The 17,001-nt window shown below is 66.3% G+C and carries 14 protein-coding genes; 3 read left to right on the top strand and 11 right to left on the bottom strand.

The window, feature by feature from the left end:
* Window positions 1-27: 27 nt before the first annotated feature.
* From IPK75_00370 to IPK75_00330, 9 genes are all read right to left on the bottom strand, one after another.
* Window positions 28-1,107: an NADP-dependent oxidoreductase gene (locus IPK75_00370; GenBank protein MBK8196790.1), complete on the bottom strand. Its 1,080-nt coding sequence runs from the start codon at window positions 1,105-1,107 to the stop codon at window positions 28-30.
* Window positions 1,108-1,123: 16 nt separating this feature from the next.
* Complete coding sequence (locus IPK75_00365; protein MBK8196789.1) at window positions 1,124-1,507, bottom strand: YbaN family protein; 384 nt, start codon at window positions 1,505-1,507, stop codon at window positions 1,124-1,126.
* Window positions 1,508-1,557: 50 nt separating this feature from the next.
* On the bottom strand, window positions 1,558-2,847 hold the full coding sequence (locus IPK75_00360) for an MBL fold metallo-hydrolase (protein MBK8196788.1): 1,290 nt from the start codon (window positions 2,845-2,847) through the stop codon (window positions 1,558-1,560).
* Window positions 2,848-2,925: 78 nt separating this feature from the next.
* Window positions 2,926-4,536, bottom strand: coding sequence for a GMC family oxidoreductase N-terminal domain-containing protein (locus tag IPK75_00355; protein ID MBK8196787.1), 1,611 nt, complete (start codon window positions 4,534-4,536; stop codon window positions 2,926-2,928).
* A complete protein-coding gene (locus tag IPK75_00350) occupies window positions 4,533-5,816 on the bottom strand; it encodes a 3-hydroxyacyl-CoA dehydrogenase (protein ID MBK8196786.1) in 1,284 nt (427 codons plus the stop codon). The genes IPK75_00355 and IPK75_00350 overlap by 4 nt, the downstream gene beginning before the upstream one ends.
* A 121-nt stretch (window positions 5,817-5,937) precedes the next feature.
* The gene (locus IPK75_00345; protein ID MBK8196785.1) at window positions 5,938-7,260 is read right to left on the bottom strand and encodes an HlyD family type I secretion periplasmic adaptor subunit; all 1,323 of its coding nucleotides are present in this window, start codon (window positions 7,258-7,260) and stop codon (window positions 5,938-5,940) included.
* Window positions 7,253-8,986, bottom strand: a complete 1,734-nt coding sequence (locus tag IPK75_00340) for a type I secretion system permease/ATPase (protein ID MBK8196784.1) — start codon at window positions 8,984-8,986, stop codon at window positions 7,253-7,255. Before IPK75_00340 ends, IPK75_00345 begins: the two co-directional genes overlap by 8 nt.
* Before the next feature lie 54 nt (window positions 8,987-9,040).
* Window positions 9,041-10,105: a mannose-1-phosphate guanyltransferase gene (locus IPK75_00335; GenBank protein ID MBK8196783.1), complete on the bottom strand. Its 1,065-nt coding sequence runs from the start codon at window positions 10,103-10,105 to the stop codon at window positions 9,041-9,043.
* Between the two features lie 128 nt (window positions 10,106-10,233).
* Complete coding sequence (locus IPK75_00330; GenBank protein ID MBK8196782.1) at window positions 10,234-10,740, bottom strand: helix-turn-helix transcriptional regulator; 507 nt, start codon at window positions 10,738-10,740, stop codon at window positions 10,234-10,236.
* Window positions 10,741-10,835: 95 nt separating this feature from the next.
* Between IPK75_00330 and IPK75_00325 the strand changes: the two genes are divergently transcribed.
* A complete protein-coding gene (locus tag IPK75_00325) occupies window positions 10,836-11,495 on the top strand; it encodes a glutathione S-transferase family protein (GenBank protein ID MBK8196781.1) in 660 nt (219 codons plus the stop codon).
* Window positions 11,496-11,521: 26 nt separating this feature from the next.
* Complete coding sequence (locus IPK75_00320; GenBank protein MBK8196780.1) at window positions 11,522-12,088, top strand: DUF1993 domain-containing protein; 567 nt, start codon at window positions 11,522-11,524, stop codon at window positions 12,086-12,088.
* On the opposite strand, the gene cysN is transcribed toward IPK75_00320, so the two are convergent.
* Both cysN and cysD read right to left on the bottom strand, forming a co-directional pair.
* Entirely contained in the window at window positions 12,085-13,992 is a 1,908-nt protein-coding gene (cysN, locus tag IPK75_00315) for a sulfate adenylyltransferase subunit CysN (protein ID MBK8196779.1), read from the bottom strand. The genes IPK75_00320 and cysN overlap by 4 nt on opposite strands.
* The gene (cysD, locus tag IPK75_00310) at window positions 13,992-14,894 is read right to left on the bottom strand and encodes a sulfate adenylyltransferase subunit CysD (protein ID MBK8196778.1); all 903 of its coding nucleotides are present in this window, start codon (window positions 14,892-14,894) and stop codon (window positions 13,992-13,994) included. Before cysD ends, cysN begins: the two co-directional genes overlap by 1 nt.
* Window positions 14,895-15,137: 243 nt before the next feature.
* Between cysD and glmS the strand changes: the two genes are divergently transcribed.
* Entirely contained in the window at window positions 15,138-16,964 is a 1,827-nt protein-coding gene (glmS, locus tag IPK75_00305; GenBank protein ID MBK8196777.1) for a glutamine--fructose-6-phosphate transaminase (isomerizing), read from the top strand.
* The last annotated feature ends 37 nt before the right edge of the window (window positions 16,965-17,001 follow it).

The following is a 17,001-nucleotide window of genomic DNA, read 5'->3' as shown; positions in this document are numbered from 1 at the left end:
GCGAACAATCTGTTCGCGGCATGATCTTCACGTCACTGCTTCCGGCGACACTCTTACAAGGGTCTTGCCGAATGTGTCGCCGGCGAGCATGGCGCGGAAGGCTTTTGGGGTCGAGGGCAGGCCGTCCCAGATGTCTTCGCGGTAGTGGATGCGGCCGTCGCGCAGGAGGCCGGCCATTTCGGCGAAGAAGCGGTCCTGATGGCTATCGACGAAGTTGCCGACGAACAGCGAATGTACGCCTACGGACTGCCGGGCGAAGGTGGCCGCACCGGCGGCTTTCCAGGCTTCGATGATGTCGCCTTCGGTGGCGCCATACTGCGAGGCGAGGCCGCAGAGCGTAATGCGCGCGCCGGTGTTGAGCAGCGGCAGGACGGCTTCGTAGACGGCGCCGCCGACATTTTCGAAGTAGACGTCGATCCCGTCCGGGCAGGCGGCGGCGAGCTGGTCCCGGAAGTCAGGCGCGAGGTGCGAGACGCAGGCGTCGAAGCCGAGTTCGCGCACGACATAGTCGCACTTCTCGGCGCGGCCCGCGACACCCACGACGCGGCAGCCGCGCAGCTTTGCCAGCTGGCCGACGATCTGGCCGACGCCGCCCGAAGCGGCTGAGACAACGACGGTTTCGCCGGCCTTCAGATCGCATTGCACATAGAGGCCGCTCCAGGCGGTGAGGCCCAGCATGCCGAGCAGGCCGACGGCGGTGGAGAGCGGGGCGGCAGAGGGATCGAGCTTGCGCGGGAACATGTAGCCGAAAGCGCCGATGCCCTCGCCCGTGAGGCCATAGCTCTGCCAGCCGTTTGTGTTGAACAGGTAGTCGCCTTCCTGCCATCCGGGCGCACGGCTTTCGACGACCTGCGAGACGGTGCGGCCGTGGCAGACCTCGCCCGGCGCTTCGACGCCGCGGCGGCGGCGGCCCCATTGGTAGGGGTCGAGCGAAAGATAGATCGTGCGCGTGAGGAACTGGCCGGGACCGGGCGACGGCGCGGGTGTTTCGCGCCAGGCGAAGTCCTCGTCCACCGGCCAGCCGCCCGGCGGGGTCCGGGCGAGCACCCAGTGCGGATTCAGTCTGTTCACGCCATTCCTCCCGCGCTGCACCGGCCAGCAAGCCATGCGGCTTCCGGGCGTGTCAATCGCCGGGTGTCCTGTCCGGCGGCGAGGGCCGCGAGAGAATGAATGCCGCGACCGCCGCGAGCGCCACAAGCTGGACGGCGAGCCAGGGCAACGGCACGCGCAGCGCGACCGAGATGACGACCACGACCGCGAGCGCCGCCATCGCCGAGATCTTGGCGCGCCGGCCGATGGCGCCGTAGGCCTGCCAGTTGCGGATCAGGGGACCGAACAGGCGGTGTTTCATCAGCCAGTCGTGCCAGCGCTTCGAGGAGCGCGCGAACGCGTAGGCGGCAAGCAGCACGAACGGCGTGGTCGGCAGCAGCGGCAGCACCACGCCCAGGGCGCCGAGGCCGAGGGCGAGGATGCCGAGCGCAAACCAGGCGGCGCGGCGGACGGTCATGGCGGGGTCGCGAACATCCGGCCAAGCTGTGGACCAGCGCCGCCGGACTTTCAATCCGGCGCCTTCGCCCGCGAGGCATTCGCGGCCGAACCGAAGATGCCTTTGGCCATCAGCGAGGTCTCGCTGTCGCGCCGCTTCTGGAAGACATCGGCGCGGTAGGCGTGGACGGCGGCATTGTCCGGATCGGCGAGGGCGGCCATTTCGGCGAGGTGGCAGGCCAGGCGCAGGTCCGTGTCGCAAAGATCAGCGGCGCGCTTTGCCAGTGACAGGGCGCCGCCGGCGAGGCGGGCCATTTCTGCGGCGAGGTCCTGGTCGCGTGCCGGTTTCAGGTTGGCCGGGTTGCCGTCGTACCAGCCGCCGTACAGGCGCCAGATGTTGCGCACGATGAATTCCGGCTCGTCATAGGCGGGGCGCAGGTAGGGCTTCTGCAGCACGGCGGGATCGACCTTCACAGTGTGCACGATATCGTTGAGGCGGGCGCCTTCGTTCATCAGGGCGAGCGTGTCGTTGACGAGCTTGTCGAGCACGTCGGCGACTTCCGTCAGCACCGACCTGATACGTGCCTTGCCGCCGATTGGCAGGCCGTGTGCGGGCAGGAACAGCTCGGCGCCTTTGCCAGCCATGTCGCGCAGGGCGGCCGCCCATTCGCGCGGATAGCGCTGAGCCTTCTGCGGGTTGCCGGCATTCGGGAAGTTCCAGATGAAGAAGTCGCCGGCGCAGATCGCCTTGTGCTTCGGGATCCAGGCCCAGGTATGGTCGTCGGTCTCGCCCTTGGCGTGGTGCAGGTGGATGTCGAGGCCGCCGACATCGAGCGTGAGTGCGTCGCGGTAGATCGTGTCCGGCGTGGGCGTCGAGGCCGGCAGGAACCGGGCCTCGCCGGCGAGGTCATAGCCGCGCCGCTTGAACTGGCCGAACTGGCGTTCGTTGATGACCTTGTTGTAACCGTTCGTCAGGTTGTAGCGCTCGAAGCGCTTCTGGACATTCTCATGCCCGACGATGCGAGGCGCCGGCGCGCGGCAGGCTTCGCAGTCGTGGACATAGGCGCCGCAGCCGCCGACATGGTCGATATGGCCATGCGTGTAGACGATCGTGTGGAAGGGGTCGGGCGACCAGCCGCGAATGGCTTTGACGGCCTTCCCGCCGCCATTCTCGTTTGACGTGTCGAAGGCGACGAGCCCGTCATCCGTGCGGAAGACGACCGAGTGCGAGAAGGCTTCGACCATCGCGACGCCGTCGCCGATTTCGGACAGCTCGTGGGTGATCCGGTTGAGCGGCCCGGTCTCGGCCACGCCCTTGCCCTCGTCGATCACGCTGCGCGACAGCGCCAGCAAGTCAGCCATTTGATCCTCCCGGTCGTACTTGTTTTGTGGGGATTATGCGCCGCAGTGGCGGCGGGCGCAATCAAGCGCGCCGTCCGGTCAGGGGATGGCGGCTGCGGCTTTTGCGGCGATCATGATGGTGGGGGTGTTGGTGTTGCCGGAGGTGATGGTCGGCATCACCGAGGCATCGACGACGCGCAAGCCGTCCAGGCCGCGCACGCGCAGGGCTTCGTCGACGACGGCCATCGGATCGGAGGCCGGACCCATTTTTGCGGTGCCGACCGGGTGGAAGATGGTGGTGCCGATGTCTCCGGCGAGATCGGCGAGTTCGCGGCCTTCGGAGGCCTTGCCGGGCACGAATTCCTCCGGCCGGAAGCGCGCAAGGGCGGGCTGCTGCATCAGACGGCGGGTGACGCGGATGGCATCGGCGGCGACGGCGCGGTCTTCTTCCGTGGACAGATAGTTTGGGTCGATGACCGGCGGCGCTGCCGGGTCGGCGGACGTGATGCGAACCGAGCCGCGCGACGTCGGGCGCAGGTTGCAGGCGGCGACAGTGATGGCGGGGAAACGGTGCAGCGGCTCGCCAAACCTGTCGAGCGAGAGCGGCTGGACGTGGAACTGGATGTTGGGCCTGTTCTGCGTGTCATCCGACCGCGTGAAGATGCCGAGCTGCGACGGCGCCATGGTGAGCGGCCCGCGGCGGCGGACCGCGTAGTCGAGCCCCATGCCGGCAAGGCCGATGGGCGAATGGTAGGACTGGTTGAGGGTCTGTGCACCGCTGACCTTGTAGATCGCGCGCTGCTGGAGATGGTCCTGCAGGTTCGCGCCGACGCCGGGCGCGTCGGACGACGGGTCGATGCCGCCATCCACGAGAACAGAGGCCGGGCCGAGGCCGGAGCGCTGCAGGATCTGCGGGCTGCCGATGGCGCCGGCGCACAGGATGATCCCGGCGCGGGCGGAGACGCGGAACGGGCGCCCATGTTGGCGGAATGCCAGGGCGGCGGCGCGGCGGCCGTCGAATTCGATCCGGTCGGCGAGGCAGCCGGTCTCGATGCGCAGGTTCGGGCGCCTCCGGGCCGGGCCGAGAAAGCCGCGCGCAGCGGACCAGCGCCGGCCAGCCTTCTGGTTCACATGGAAATAGCCGGCGCCTTCATTGTTACCAGTATTGAAATCATTCGTGGACGGAATGCCGAGCTCGCCGGCGGCATCGCGTACCGCATCGAGGATCGGCCAGCTGACGCGGGGTGGCTCGACGCGCCAGTTGCCGCCGGTGCCGTGGTGTTCGCTGTCGCCCAGAAAGTGATCTTCGATCTCACGGAAGACCGGCAGCACGTCGCGCCAGCCCCAGCCCGGCAGGCCAAGGCTTTCCCAGGCGTCGTAATCTTCGGCCTGTCCGCGCATGCTGATCATGGCGTTGATGGCGGAGGAGCCGCCGAGCACCTTGCCGCGCGGATAGGCCAGGACGCGCCCGTGCAGGCCGGGTTGCGGCGTGGTCGAGAACATCCAGTCCGAGCGCGGATTGCCGATGGCAAACAGGTAGCCCACCGGCACGTGGAACCAGATCCAGTTGTCGCGCCCGCCCGCCTCGAGCAGCAGGACGCGCCGCGACGGGTCGGCCGACAGACGGTTCGCGACGACGCAGCCGGCCGAGCCTGCGCCGACGATCACATAGTCATACTCGCCAGCGAAAGGCTGGGCGGCCTCGCTCATGCGCCGGGCTGCACGTCGATGAAGCGGCCACCGTCCTTTGCGAGACGCTTCAGCGTGGCGGACGGCGCGAAACGCTCATCCTCCTTGCCCAGACGTTCCAGGGTGGCGAGGACGGCTTCGGCGCCGACCATGTCGCCGTAGAGCATCGGGCCGCCCTTGTCGGCCGGCCAGCCATAGCCATTAAGCCAGACGACATCGATGTCGGACGCGCGCTGCGCCTTGCGTTCCTCGAGGATCTTGAGGCCTTCGTTGATCATCGGGTGAATGCAGTCGGCAATGATGACGTCCGCGCCGGGGGCCGAGCCGGCCGCGACGCCGGTCACCTCGGCGATGATCTTTGCGGTTACGGGCGACGGGACGGGGCGGCGGCTTTCGTCATAGTCGTAATAGCCGGCGCCGGTTTTCTGGCCGCGCCGGTCGAGCTCGCAAAGGGCGTCGCGGATCGGGTTGGCGGTTTTTGCGCCTTTCTTCCAGCCGATGTCGAGGCCGGCGAGGTCTGACATCTGGTAGGGGCCCATGCGGAAGCCGAAGGCGTTGAGTGCGGCGTCCACGTCCCAGGGCATGACACCCTTGTTGACCAGCTTCTGCGCCTGCGCCTGGCGGGCGAACAGGATGCGGTTGCCGACGAAGCCGGGGCAGACGCCGACGAGGACGGCGACCTTGTTGATCGTCCGTGCAAGGTCCATGCAGGTGGCGATCACCTCGTTCGAGGTGTGGTCAGCGCGCACGATCTCCAAGAGCTTCATCACGTTGGCGGGCGAGAAGAAGTGGAGGCCGATCACGTCTTCCGGGCGTTTCGTGGCGGCGGCGATCTCGTCGATGTTGAGGGCCGAGGTGTTGGTGGCGAGGATGGCGCCGGGTTTCGCGGTGCGGTCGAGGTCGGCGAAGATGCGCTTCTTGAGGTCCATGTCCTCGAACACGGCTTCGATGATCAGGTCGCAGTCAGCGAAGGCGCTCATGTCGAGCGTACCGGTGAGGCGGGCCATGCGCTCGCCGACTTCCTCGGGCGGGAATCGGCCATTGTCGGCGCTGCGCTGGTAGTTGGCGCGCACGACGCCGAGGCCGCGGTCGAGCGCTTCCTGCTTCTGTTCGAGGATGACGACGGCGATGCCGACGCTGGCAAAGTTCATCGAGATGCCGCCGCCCATCGTGCCGGCGCCGATGACGCCGACCTTGCGGATCGGGCGGCGCGGCGTGCTGGCGGGCACGTCGGGGACGATCCAGGCCTCGCGGCCCGCCTGGGCGATGTAGGTGGAGACCTGTTCGGGTGTCATGGACATGGCCGGCATCTGATTTTCCTTTTCTTATCCTCCCCACCGCGCGGCGTGCGCCTGCGATGACGGCGGCACCTTACGCCGCGTGGCCGGGATTGGAAGGTGGGGCGCGGGCGCTTGCGTGCGGCTATTCGCGGAAGGTGCGCGAGACGGAGTCCATCAGCGGCTTCACGAGGTAGGAGAGCACGTTGCGGCTCTCGGTACGCAGGCTGACTTCGACCGGCATGCCCGGCACCAGCTGGAATTTCGATGAGGCGAGGGCGTCGTCGGGGATTTCGACCATGGCTTCGTAGAAGGTCGCACCGGTGTTCTCGTCGGCAAAGGCGTCCGCCGAGACGTTGATGACCGAGCCCGTGAATTTTGGCGTTTCGTCCTGGTTGAAGGCGCTGAAGCGCAGGATCGCAGTCTGGCCGACGCTGATCTTGTCGATGTCGACCGGGCTGATGCGCACCTTGGCGATCAGGCGGTCATTCTCCGGCACGATGTACATGATCGGCTCGGACGGGCGGATGACGCCGCCGACCGTGTGGGCGCGGATGCCAAGCACGCGGCCGGCGCGCGGGGCGGTGATGTCGAGCCGGCCGGACCGGTCGAGCAGCGCGGTGCGTTCTTCGGCGAGTTCGCTGATCTGGGTCTGCACGTCGCGCAGTTCGGTCAGCAGGGTTTCGGTATTGCCCTGGTCGAGCCGGGCGATCTCGCTGCGCGCTTCACCGATCTGGACGCGGGTGGCCGCGATGTCGGAGGTCAGGGCATCCTTCTCGCCCTGCAGGCGGGCGCGGTCTCGCTTCAGGGCAAGGACGCGGGTGATGACAGCCTGGCCGCGCTCCATCAGTGTTTCGAAGCGGCTGATCTCGTCGTCGACAAGAGCGATCTGGTCGTCCTTGGCGCTGATCTCGTTCTGCATGCCGGCGATGCGGGTGTTCAGCTGGTCGATCCGTTGGCGGAGGATTGTGCCCTGCGTGCCGAGATTGTCGCTGCGTGCGCCCATCAGTGATTTCTGAGAGGCGAGCACGGCCTGCATGTCGGGCCGGTCGGCGAAGGCTTCGAAACCGGCGCGCAGAACGAGCGTGTCGGTGCCGTCGCGCTCGGCGACGAGGCGCGCTTCGGTGCCGAGCAGGCCATAGAGACGGGCCTCGAGGGCCTGCAGGGAGGCGGATGTGGAGGTTGCGTCGAGCGAGAGCAGTTTCTGGCCGGCGGTCACGGCGTCGGCTTCGCGCACGTAGATCTCGCGCACGATGCCGCCTTCAAGGTGCTGCACGGCCTGCTGGTTCGACTCGACCGAGATCTGGCCGGCAGTCAGCACGGCGCCTTCGAAGGGGGCGAACACGGACCAGGCAATCAGGCCGCCGAAGACGAGCGCGATGATGCCCCAGCCGACGACGAGGTATTGGCGAAGCAGGGCGCCGCGCGGGCTGGCGGGCGGCGGGGCGCTCAGGGAGACGTCAGCCATGGCTGCCTTCCCCCGGGCGGATGGTGCGGACGTTCGAGGCGGTCTTCGGCAGCACCTTGGCGAGCACTTCGTCGGCGGGGCCGAACTCGCGCACCTTGCCGTCGTCGATGACCATCAGCTTGGTGCAGTGGACGATCGCGTTCGGCCGGTGGGCGATGATGATGACGGTCGCGCTGCGCGCCTTGGCCGAGGCGATGGCGGCCTGCAGGGCGATCTCGCCGGGGCCGTCGAGGTTCGAATTCGGCTCGTCGAGGATGATCAGGTTCGGATTGCCGAACAGCGCGCGGGCGAGGCCGATGCGCTGGCGCTGCCCGGCGGAGAGGTAGGCGCCGCCGAGGCCGATGTCGGTGTCGTAGCCGCTCGCGAGGCGCAGGATCATCTCGTGGCAGCCCGCGGCCTGAGCGGCGGCGATGATCGCTTCAGGCGCGGCGTCGTCGCGGAAGCGGCAGATATTGTCGCGCACGCTGCCTGCGAGGAGGTCAGCTTGCTGGGGCAGGTAGCCGATCTGCGGGCCGAGCGTGTCACTTGGCAGGCTGGCGATGTCGGCGCCGTCGATGCGGACATGCCCGGAGCGCACCGGCCAGGCGCCGGTGAGCACGCGGGCGAGGGAGGATTTGCCGGCGGCGCTGGGGCCGAGGATGCCGAGCACTTCGCCCGGCTCCAGCGCAAAGCTGAGCCCTTTGAGCACCGGTGCGGTGTTGCCTGGCGGTCCGGCGTAGGCGTTCTCGACCCGCACCGCCCCGCGGATGGGCGGAAGCGGCATCTGGGGCGCGCTGGCGGGCGCGGCGGCAAGTGCCTGTCCCAGCGACGACCAGCTCTCGCGCGCAGAGGCAATCACGCGCCACTGGCCGACGATCTGCTCGAGCGGGCCGATCGCCCGGCCCATCAGGATCGAGGCGGCCACCATCGCGCCCGCCGTCGACTCGCCGGCGATGGCGAGCCAGGCGCCGATGCCGAGGATCGCTGATTGCAGGAACAGGCGGAATGCCTTGGTGCCCGACGTGAAGCCGGTGAGGATGCGGCCCGACCGCGAGAACGCGCTGTCGCCGCCATCGAACAGGCGCTGCCAGCGGGCACGGACGGCGGCGTCCATGCCGAGAGCTTTCAGAACCTCTGCATTGCGGGTCATTTCGGCCGAGCGCAGGTAGCTGCCGCGCTCGAAGTCCTCGCTCTCCTTCGTCAGGCGTGCCGAGACGCGCTCGTTGAGTGCGGCGGTCGCGACCAGCACGACGGCGCCGAACAGGGCCCAGAGACCGAACAGCGGATGCAGCATGAACAGGACGGCGAGGAAGAGCGGGCTGAACGGCGCATCGAACAGGGCGCCGGGCACCGGGCCGCCGATGAAGCGGCGCAGCTGCCGAAGGTCGCGGATCGGGCGGTCCGATGCGCGGCCCGGGTCGGCAAGGCTGAGCGTCATCGCGGCGGTGGCGGCGCGCTCGCTGAGCGTGCCTTCAAAGCGTGAGGCGGCGACACTGAACAGGCCCGAGCGGGCCCATTCGAGAATGCCGAGCGTGCCGTAGAGAACGAGCACGAGGAGGGTGAGCGCCAGCAGGGTCGGGATGGACTGCGAGGCGAGCACGCGGTCGTAGACCTGCAGCATGTAGAGCGGTCCGGTCAGCATCAGCACATTGACGAACAGGCTGAAGCCGGCGGCATGCCAGAACACGCCGCGCGCGCCGCCGAGCGCGTCTTTGATTTCGCGGGATGAGGCCGGACTGGTCTTCATGGCCAACAGGTCTACCAGAGTTGTGCGGCTGTGTTCAGGCGCAATTTCAGGGGATCAGAGGTAGTCCTTGAGGCCGAGATCCTTCAGCGCCTTGACCACTGCGCCGACATCCTGGGCGCGGTCCTTCCGTGTGATGAGGATGCGGTTGCCTTCAACCGCGACGACAAGGCCTTCGACGCCGACGAGGGCGACCAGCTGGCCTTCGGCGGCGTGGACGAGACAGTCCGGCGAGTCGATCTCCAGCGCAGCGGGCGAATTCTTGCGGCTGGAAACCGCGCCGATCATCGACCAGGTGCCGATGTCGTTCCAGGCGCAGTCCAGCGGGGCCAGCACGGCGGCGTGTTCGGTATGCTCCATGACGGCATAGTCGATGGAGATCGAAGGTGTGGCCGCGAAGGCGGCGGCATCAAGCAGGCGGCGGGCACCGGAAATGTGGGCGAGGCCGAGGGCACGGTCGGAGCCTTCGAGCACGCCGGGGGCGTACCGGGCGAGCTCGGTCAGCATGGTTTCCGGCTTGAACAGGAAGATGCCGGCGTTCCAGCTGTAGAGGCCTGAGGCGAGGTAGGACGCGGCGGTTTCGGCGTCCGGCTTTTCCTTGAAGGCGGCGATCTTCTGGACCTGGCCGGCGAGGCGTTCACCGGACTGGATGTAGCCGAAGCCGGTTTCCGGACGGTCCGGAGCGATGCCGAACGTGGTGATGAGACCGTTTGCGGCGGTGTCGGCCGCTTCGCGCACAGCATTCACGAAGACGTCCGGCCGGCCGATGAAATGGTCGGACGGGACGAGCAGGCCGAGGCTTCCTTCGTGGTTGTCGGCGAGGTAGCGCGCGGCGACAGAGGCGACGGCGGCGGTGTTGCGCCCGGCGGGCTCCAGCAGGATGGCGGAGGCGGTGACGCCGATCTCGGCGAGCTGGGCTTCGATCAGCTCCGCGAAGGCGGCGTTGCCGATGATGACCGGTTCGGGATGGAAGCCGGTCTGGCCATGAAAGCGCAGCACGGTTTCCTGGAAGACGGACTTGTCCGAGACCAGACGGTGGAATTGCTTCGGGCAGGACTGGTTCGAAACGGGCCAGAGGCGCGTGCCGGCGCCGCCGCACATGATGACCGGATGGATCGACATAGTTCCTGTTTACCTTGTTCGCTGCAGCGCCTTGGAGATAACGCCCTGATCGGCGCGCCGGTTCACCGCGAAAGTTTGCAACATCCGCGCCGGATGGCAAACGCGCGTTGCGGTGTGGGCAGAAGGCATCAGGCGCCGCCCTTCCGGGCCTTGCGCGCCATTGCCTTCTGGTAGGCCGCCTGAAGCTCGGCAAAGACCGAACGGGCAGGTCGCTTCGCACCGAGGTGCAGGTGGCGCAGTTCATCCATGAAGGCAGCCCAGAGCGGCGGGCCGCCTGTCTCGAGCAGTTCGGCGCGCACCGACAACTCGCGGCTGGGGCGCGTGTGGCGCCGGCCCCAAGCGCCCATCTGGGCCAGCAGGGGAACCAGCTGGATCGAGGCTTCGGTCAGGCTGTAGATCGCTTTTTGCCGGTGGGCGGGATCGGGCACGCGTGACAGGAGGCCTGCGGCGGTGAGGCGCTTCAGGCGGTCTGACAGGATGTTGGAAGCGATGCCTTCCTCGCTATGGGCCAGCAGGTCGCCGAAACTGCGCCGGTTGCCAAACATCACGTCGCGGATGACGATCAGGCTCCAGCGGTCGCCGAGCTGTTCGAGCGTCAGGTTGATCGGGCAACCGGATTTTCCAGTCTGGGGCAAGGTGATCGCTCCGGGATTTCTGCTTGCAAGATGCAACCGGCCTGCGTAAAGTTCAACTGCTTGCAACATGCAATCAGTTTGCGAAGGAGTTTACCATGGCGCTCATCCTCTATGGTCATCCGTTCTCATCCTACACGCAGAAGGCGCTGATCGCGCTCTACGAGAACGCGACACCGTTCGAATTCCGGGAGATCGGGCCGGATCACGCCGACAACATTGCCGAGTGGCAGGCCCGCTGGCCGATGGGGAAGTTCCCGCTGCTGGTCGATGGGGACAGGCAGTTCGTGGAGACGAGTATCATCGTGGAATACCTTGATCTTGCCTATCCGGGGCCGGTGCGCCTTTTGCCGGAGGACAGGATGGCGGCGCTCGAAGTGCGCTTCCTCGACCGGTATTTCGACCTGCATGTCATGGACGCGCAGCAAGTGGCCGTGGCGAGCACGCTCGGCCAGATTCCGATGAAGCCCGAGGATGGTCTCGCCTTGGCGAAATCCCGTCTTGAAACGGCCTATGCCTGGCTCGACAAGACACTGGCGGGACGCACCTGGGCGGCGGGTGAGGATTATACGCTGGCGGATCTCGCGGCCTCGCCGTCGCTCTTCTATGCGGACTGGGTTCACGAGATTCCGGAGAAGTATGCAGCGCTTCGGGCCTATCGCGCGCGCCTCCTGGCGAGGCCTTCGTTCGCGCGGGCGGTGGACGAGGCGCGGTATTTCCGCAAGTATTTCCCGCTCGGTGCGCCGGACCGCGATTAGAATTGAACAGCTGAGGAGCAGGCCCGATGGCGACAACGCTTTACGATCTCAGTGTGCTGACTTTCCTGCAGACGATCAGGGCGCTGGGCGGCGTGCTCGACCGGGCGGCGAAGCATTGCGCCGTGACCGGATCTGACCCCGACGATTTCGTTTCCGCGCGGCTGTATCCCGACATGGCACCTTTCTTCTTCCAGATCGAAGCGGTGAAGAACCATGCCGTCTGGGGGCTGCAGGCCGTGAAGACGGGCGTGTTTGAAGTGCCACCGCTCGCGGGGGCTGTGCCGTTCGCGGACCTGCGCGCGATGATCAGCGAGGCCGCGGCGGCCCTGGAGGCGCTGTCGCCGGAGGAGGTCAACAGCTGGTCTGACAAGGACCTCGAGATCGTCCTGTATCAGCCGGTCGATGTGGAGAACGCCACGACGTCAGGCTGGGGGCCGCAAACGCTGGCGTTCACGCCGGCGACTTATCTACTTTCGTACACGCTGCCCAACGTCTATTTCCACACGGTGACGGCCTACAACATCCTGCGCACGCACGGTGTGCCGATCGGCAAGTACCATTACCAAGGACAGCTTCGTACCCGGACGGACTAGATCTCAAACGTTCCGCGCAGGGCGAGGAATTTCAGGATTTCCTCAGCCGCCTCTTCGGCTGTGCGGTTGACCGTGTCGATGCGCAGTTCCGGGTTGAGCGGCGGCTCGTACGGACTGTCGATGCCGGTGAAGTTGGCGATCTCGCCGGCGCGGGCTTTCTTGTAGAGGCCTTTGACGTCGCGTTCCTCCGCGACGCTAAGCGGCGTATCGACGTGGATTTCGATGAACTCGCCCTCGGCCATGAGGCTGCGCGCCATCTGGCGTTCGGCGCGGAAGGGCGAGATGAAGGAGACGAGCACGATCAGGCCGGCGTCTGACATCAGGCGCGCCACGTTGGCGACGCGGCGGATGTTCTCCACCCGGTCGGCATCGGTGAAGCCGAGATCACGGTTGAGGCCATGTCGGACGTTGTCGCCGTCGAGGATGAAGGTGTGCTGGCCCATGCCGAAGAGGCGCTTCTGCAGCGCGTTCGCAATGGTCGACTTGCCGGAGCCGGACAGGCCGGTGAACCAGAGAACGGCGGGCTGCTGATGTTTCTGCTCGGCGAGGGCGTCGCGGGTGATGTCGAGGGCCTGCCAATGGATATTGGCGGCGCGGCGCAGCGAAAAGTCGATCAGGCCGAGCGCGACGGTGTCGTTGGTCTGGCGGTCGATCAGGATGAAGCTGCCGGTGAGGCGGTTCTCCGTATAGGGATCGAATGCGATCGCTTGGTCGAGCGCGAGGGTCGTGACGCCGATCTGGTTGAGTTCGAGCGTGCGGGCCGGCGTCTCGGCCATCGTGTTCACGTCGATGCCGTGTTTGGGCGCGTTGACGGTGGCGGAGACGGTTTTCGTGCCGGACTTGAGGAAATAGCGGCGGCCGGGCAGGAGCGGGTTTTCGCTCATCCACAGCAGCTTGACCTGGAACTGGTCGGAGACTTCCGGCGGCTGCGCACCGGCGGCGATGACGTCGCCGCGTGAGGTGTCGACTTCGTCAGCGAAGGTCAGCGTGACGGACTGGCCAGCGACGGCTTCTGCAAGGTCGCCGCCCTGCGTCACGATGCGGGTGACGGTGGTTTCGCGGCCCGACGGCAGGGTGCGGACCTTGTCGCCCGGCTTGACGCTGCCGGAGGCAATCTGGCCGGAGAAGCCGCGGAAATCGAGGTTCGGGCGGTTCACCCACTGAACCGGCATGCGCAGCGGCAGGGACTCGGCGCCGCGCGCGATCTCGACGTTTTCAAGGAAGTCCATCAGGCTCGGGCCGGTGTACCAGGGCGTCTCGGGCGAGCGCTCGGTGATGTTGGTGCCGGCGAGGGCGGAGATCGGGATGGGCGTGATTTCGAGTTGGCCCGGAAGGGCCCTGGCGAACTCTTTGTAGTCGGCGACGATCTGGTCGTACACGGACTGCTGGTAGCCGACGAGATCCATCTTGTTGATGGCGAGCACGAGGTGGCGGATGCCGAGCAGGGTGGCGATGATCGAATGGCGGCGCGTCTGGGTGAGGATGCCCTTGCGGGCGTCGATCATCAGGATGGCCGCATCGGCGGTGGAGGCGCCGGTGGCCATGTTGCGGGTGTATTGTTCGTGGCCGGGCGTGTCGGCCACGATGAACTTGCGCTTCTCGGTGGCGAAGAAGCGGTAGGCGACATCGATGGTGATGCCCTGCTCGCGCTCGGCGGCGAGGCCGTCGACAAGGAGGGCGAAGTCGATATTGTCGCCTTGGGTGCCGTCCCTTTTGGAGTCCGCTTCGAGGGCGGCGAGCTGGTCTTCGAAGATCATCTTCGAATCGTAGAGCAGGCGGCCGATCAGGGTCGACTTGCCGTCATCGACGGAGCCGCAGGTGATGAAGCGGAGGAGCGACTTGTGCTCGTGCGCTTCGAGATAGGCGCCGATATCGGACGCGATGAGATCGTCGTGCAGGCGCATCAGAAATAGCCCTCCTGCTTCTTCTTTTCCATGGAGGCGGCCTGGTCCTTGTCGATGGCGCGGCCCTGGCGTTCGGAGGTGGTGGTGAGCAGGATTTCCTGGATCACTTCATCCAGCGTGGTCGCCTTGCTTTCGACCGCGCCGGTCAGCGGGTAGCAGCCCAATGTCCGGAAGCGGACGGATTTGGTGACGGCGTTCTTGGCGATGTCGGCGGGCACGCGGTCGTCGTCGAGCATGATCATCGTGCCGTTCCAGTCGACGACGGGGCGGGGCGCGGCGAAGTAGAGCGGCACGAGCTCGATCCCCTCGCGGCGGATGTATTGCCAGATGTCGAGCTCGGTCCAGTTGGACAGCGGGAAGGCGCGCAGGCTTTCGCCCTTGTGCAGGCGGGTGTTGTAGGTGTTCCAGAGTTCCGGGCGCTGGCGCTTCGGGTCCCAGCGGTGGCCGGCGGTGCGCACCGAGATAATACGCTCCTTGGCGCGGGATTTTTCCTCGTCGCGCCTTGCGCCGCCGAAGGCGGCATCGAAGCCGTATTTGTCGAGCGCCTGTTTCAGCGCCACGGTCTTCATCACGTCGGTGTGGTAGGCCGAGCCGTGGGTGAAGGGGCCGACGCCTTCGCGCACGCCGTCCTCGTTCATATGGACCAGCAGTTCGAGGCCGAGTTCCTTCGCCTTGCGGTCGCGGAAGGCGATCATCTCGCGGAACTTCCAGCCGGTGTCGACGTGCAGCAGCGGGAAGGGAGGGCGCGAGGGATAGAAGGCCTTCAGCGCGAGATGCAACATGACCGCGGAATCCTTGCCGATCGAATAGAGCATCACGGGCTTTTCGCACTCGGCGGCGACCTCGCGCAGGATGTGGATGCTTTCGGCTTCGAGCCGGTCGAGGTGGGTAAGGGCGGACAAGGGACGGATCCTGCGGATTGGGCGTTGCGGTCCCGTTAGCCCTCCTTTTCGGTTTAGGAAAGCCAGCCGTGCGGCTGCGCAGCTTGCATTGAGGAAAACTAAAGCCAGACTGGCCGGGACGGGCGGCGCGAAACGGCCACATTACATGTCATAAACCAACATAAATCGTCATTGTGCAGCCAGACTCGCGGGGTCTATTGAGGCTCTCATTCGCCAATCGGGCGAAGCGTGGGAGTGATGATCATGTGCGGAATCGTGGCAATTGCCGGCAAGGCGCAAGTGGCAACCCGTCTGGTGGATGGACTGAAGCGGCTGGAATATCGCGGCTATGACAGCGCGGGCATCGCGGTGGCCTGGGACGAAGGCATCGAGCGGCGCCGGGCCAAGGGCAAGATCCATTTCCTGCAAGCCCGCCTGCATGACGATCCCGTGGAAGGCTTCACTGGCATTGCGCATACCCGCTGGGCGACGCATGGCGCCCCCAACGAGACGAATGCCCACCCGCACATGTCGGGCGGGGTCGCGGTCGTCCACAATGGCATCATCGAGAATTACCGCGAGCTGCGCGAAGGACTGGAAGCCAAGGGCCGGACTTTTGAGTCCGAGACCGATACCGAGGTGATTGCCCAGCTGATCGCGCAGAATATCAGCGACGGCATGGACGAGGTCGACGCATTCGGTGCGGCGCTCAAGGAATTCACCGGTGCCTTCGCGATTGCCGCGATCTTCGCCGACAAGCCGGAGCTTGTGATCGGCGCGCGCAAGGGCTCGCCGCTCGTTCTGGGATACGGCGAGGGCGAGATGTATCTGGGCTCGGACGCCATCGCGCTGGCGCCGCTGACGCGGGATGTGACCTATCTTGAGGAGGGTGACTGGGTCATCCTGAAGAAGAACAGTTTCGACATCCGGAATGCGCGCGGCGACCGGGTGAACCGGCCGCGTGTGACCTCGGCTGTGAACGACGCGCTGATCGAGCGCGGCGAGTATGACCATTTCATGCTGAAGGAAATCCACGAACAGCCGGAATCGCTGGCGCGCTCGATCCTTCCCTATATCGACCAGCAGGCCCGGGCGATTGACGTGAACCAGGTGGCCGCGAGCATCTTTGCCGAGGCCGACCGGGGCGTGGCGATTGCGTGCGGCACGGCCTACTACGCTGCTTTCACGGCGAAATACTGGTTCGAGCAGATCGCCAAGCTGGCGTTCGAGCCGGATATCGCGTCCGAGTTCCGCTATCGCAAACCGGTGCTGCCCACGAGCGGCTTCTCGATGTTCGTCAGCCAATCCGGCGAGACGGCCGATACGTTGGCGGCGCTACGCTACTGCCGCGAGAACCGGAAACCCGCGATTGCGGTGGTGAACGTGCCGGAAAGCTCGATTGCACGCGAAGCCGGCGCCATCGTGCCGACGCATGCCGGGCCGGAGATTGGTGTTGCGTCGACCAAGGCCTTTACGGCGCAGCTGTCGGTGCTGGCCGTGCTGGCGCTGTCGGCGGCCAAGGCGCGCGGCCACCTGCTGCCGGGCGATGAGATCAACTATGTCAAAAGCCTGCTGGCGCTGCCGCGCAAGGTGACGGAGGCGATTGAATCGCAGGGGCAGATCAAGGAGATCGCCAAGCTGATCGCGGGCAAGCGGGACGTGCTGTTCCTCGGTCGCGGGCGCTATTATCCGCTCGCACTCGAAGGCGCGCTGAAGCTGAAGGAAGTGTCCTACATCCACGCCGAGGGCTATGCGGCCGGCGAACTCAAACACGGGCCGATCGCGCTGATCGAGAAGGGCCTGCCGGTCGTGGTTGTGGCGCCGTATGACGAGCTGTTCGAGAAGACGATATCGAACGTCGAGGAAGTGCGCGCACGCGGCGCCGAGGTGATCCTGATTTCGGACGACAAGGGCATCAAGATGGCCGGCAAGCGCGCCGACCATGTGATCCGCCTGCCGGATGGGGACGACATCTCGCTGCCGATCCTCGCCGCCATTCCGCTGCAGCTGCTGGCCTATCACGTCGCGGTCGTCAAAGGCACGGACGTGGACCAGCCGCGCAACCTCGCCAAGTCGGTTACAGTCGAGTAACCGGCGGGCGCGTTGCGGGCCTGCAGGGGCGTGCTAT

The organism is Acidobacteriota bacterium (assembly GCA_016712445.1).
Lineage (GTDB): Bacteria > Pseudomonadota > Alphaproteobacteria > Caulobacterales > Hyphomonadaceae > Hyphomonas.
The sequence above is the reverse complement of the archived record's forward strand: the minus strand, read 5'-3'. Positions and strand labels throughout refer to the sequence as shown.

Excerpts from the sequence above, each read along its gene's own strand:
- glmS (MBK8196777.1), top strand. The coding sequence starts at position 15,138 with ATGTGCGGAATCGTGGCAATTGCCGGCAAGGCGCAAGTGGCAACCCGT.
- IPK75_00325 (MBK8196781.1), top strand. The coding sequence starts at position 10,836 with ATGGCGCTCATCCTCTATGGTCATCCGTTCTCATCCTACACGCAGAAG.
- IPK75_00355 (MBK8196787.1), bottom strand. The coding sequence starts at position 4,536 with ATGAGCGAGGCCGCCCAGCCTTTCGCTGGCGAGTATGACTATGTGATC.
- IPK75_00360 (MBK8196788.1), bottom strand. The coding sequence starts at position 2,847 with ATGGCTGACTTGCTGGCGCTGTCGCGCAGCGTGATCGACGAGGGCAAG.
- cysN (MBK8196779.1), bottom strand. The coding sequence starts at position 13,992 with ATGCGCCTGCACGACGATCTCATCGCGTCCGATATCGGCGCCTATCTC.
- IPK75_00345 (MBK8196785.1), bottom strand. The coding sequence starts at position 7,260 with ATGGCTGACGTCTCCCTGAGCGCCCCGCCGCCCGCCAGCCCGCGCGGC.
- IPK75_00320 (MBK8196780.1), top strand. The coding sequence starts at position 11,522 with ATGGCGACAACGCTTTACGATCTCAGTGTGCTGACTTTCCTGCAGACG.
- IPK75_00340 (MBK8196784.1), bottom strand. The coding sequence starts at position 8,986 with ATGAAGACCAGTCCGGCCTCATCCCGCGAAATCAAAGACGCGCTCGGC.
- IPK75_00350 (MBK8196786.1), bottom strand. The coding sequence starts at position 5,816 with ATGTCCATGACACCCGAACAGGTCTCCACCTACATCGCCCAGGCGGGC.
- IPK75_00335 (MBK8196783.1), bottom strand. The coding sequence starts at position 10,105 with ATGTCGATCCATCCGGTCATCATGTGCGGCGGCGCCGGCACGCGCCTC.
- IPK75_00365 (MBK8196789.1), bottom strand. The coding sequence starts at position 1,507 with ATGACCGTCCGCCGCGCCGCCTGGTTTGCGCTCGGCATCCTCGCCCTC.
- IPK75_00370 (MBK8196790.1), bottom strand. The coding sequence starts at position 1,107 with ATGGCTTGCTGGCCGGTGCAGCGCGGGAGGAATGGCGTGAACAGACTG.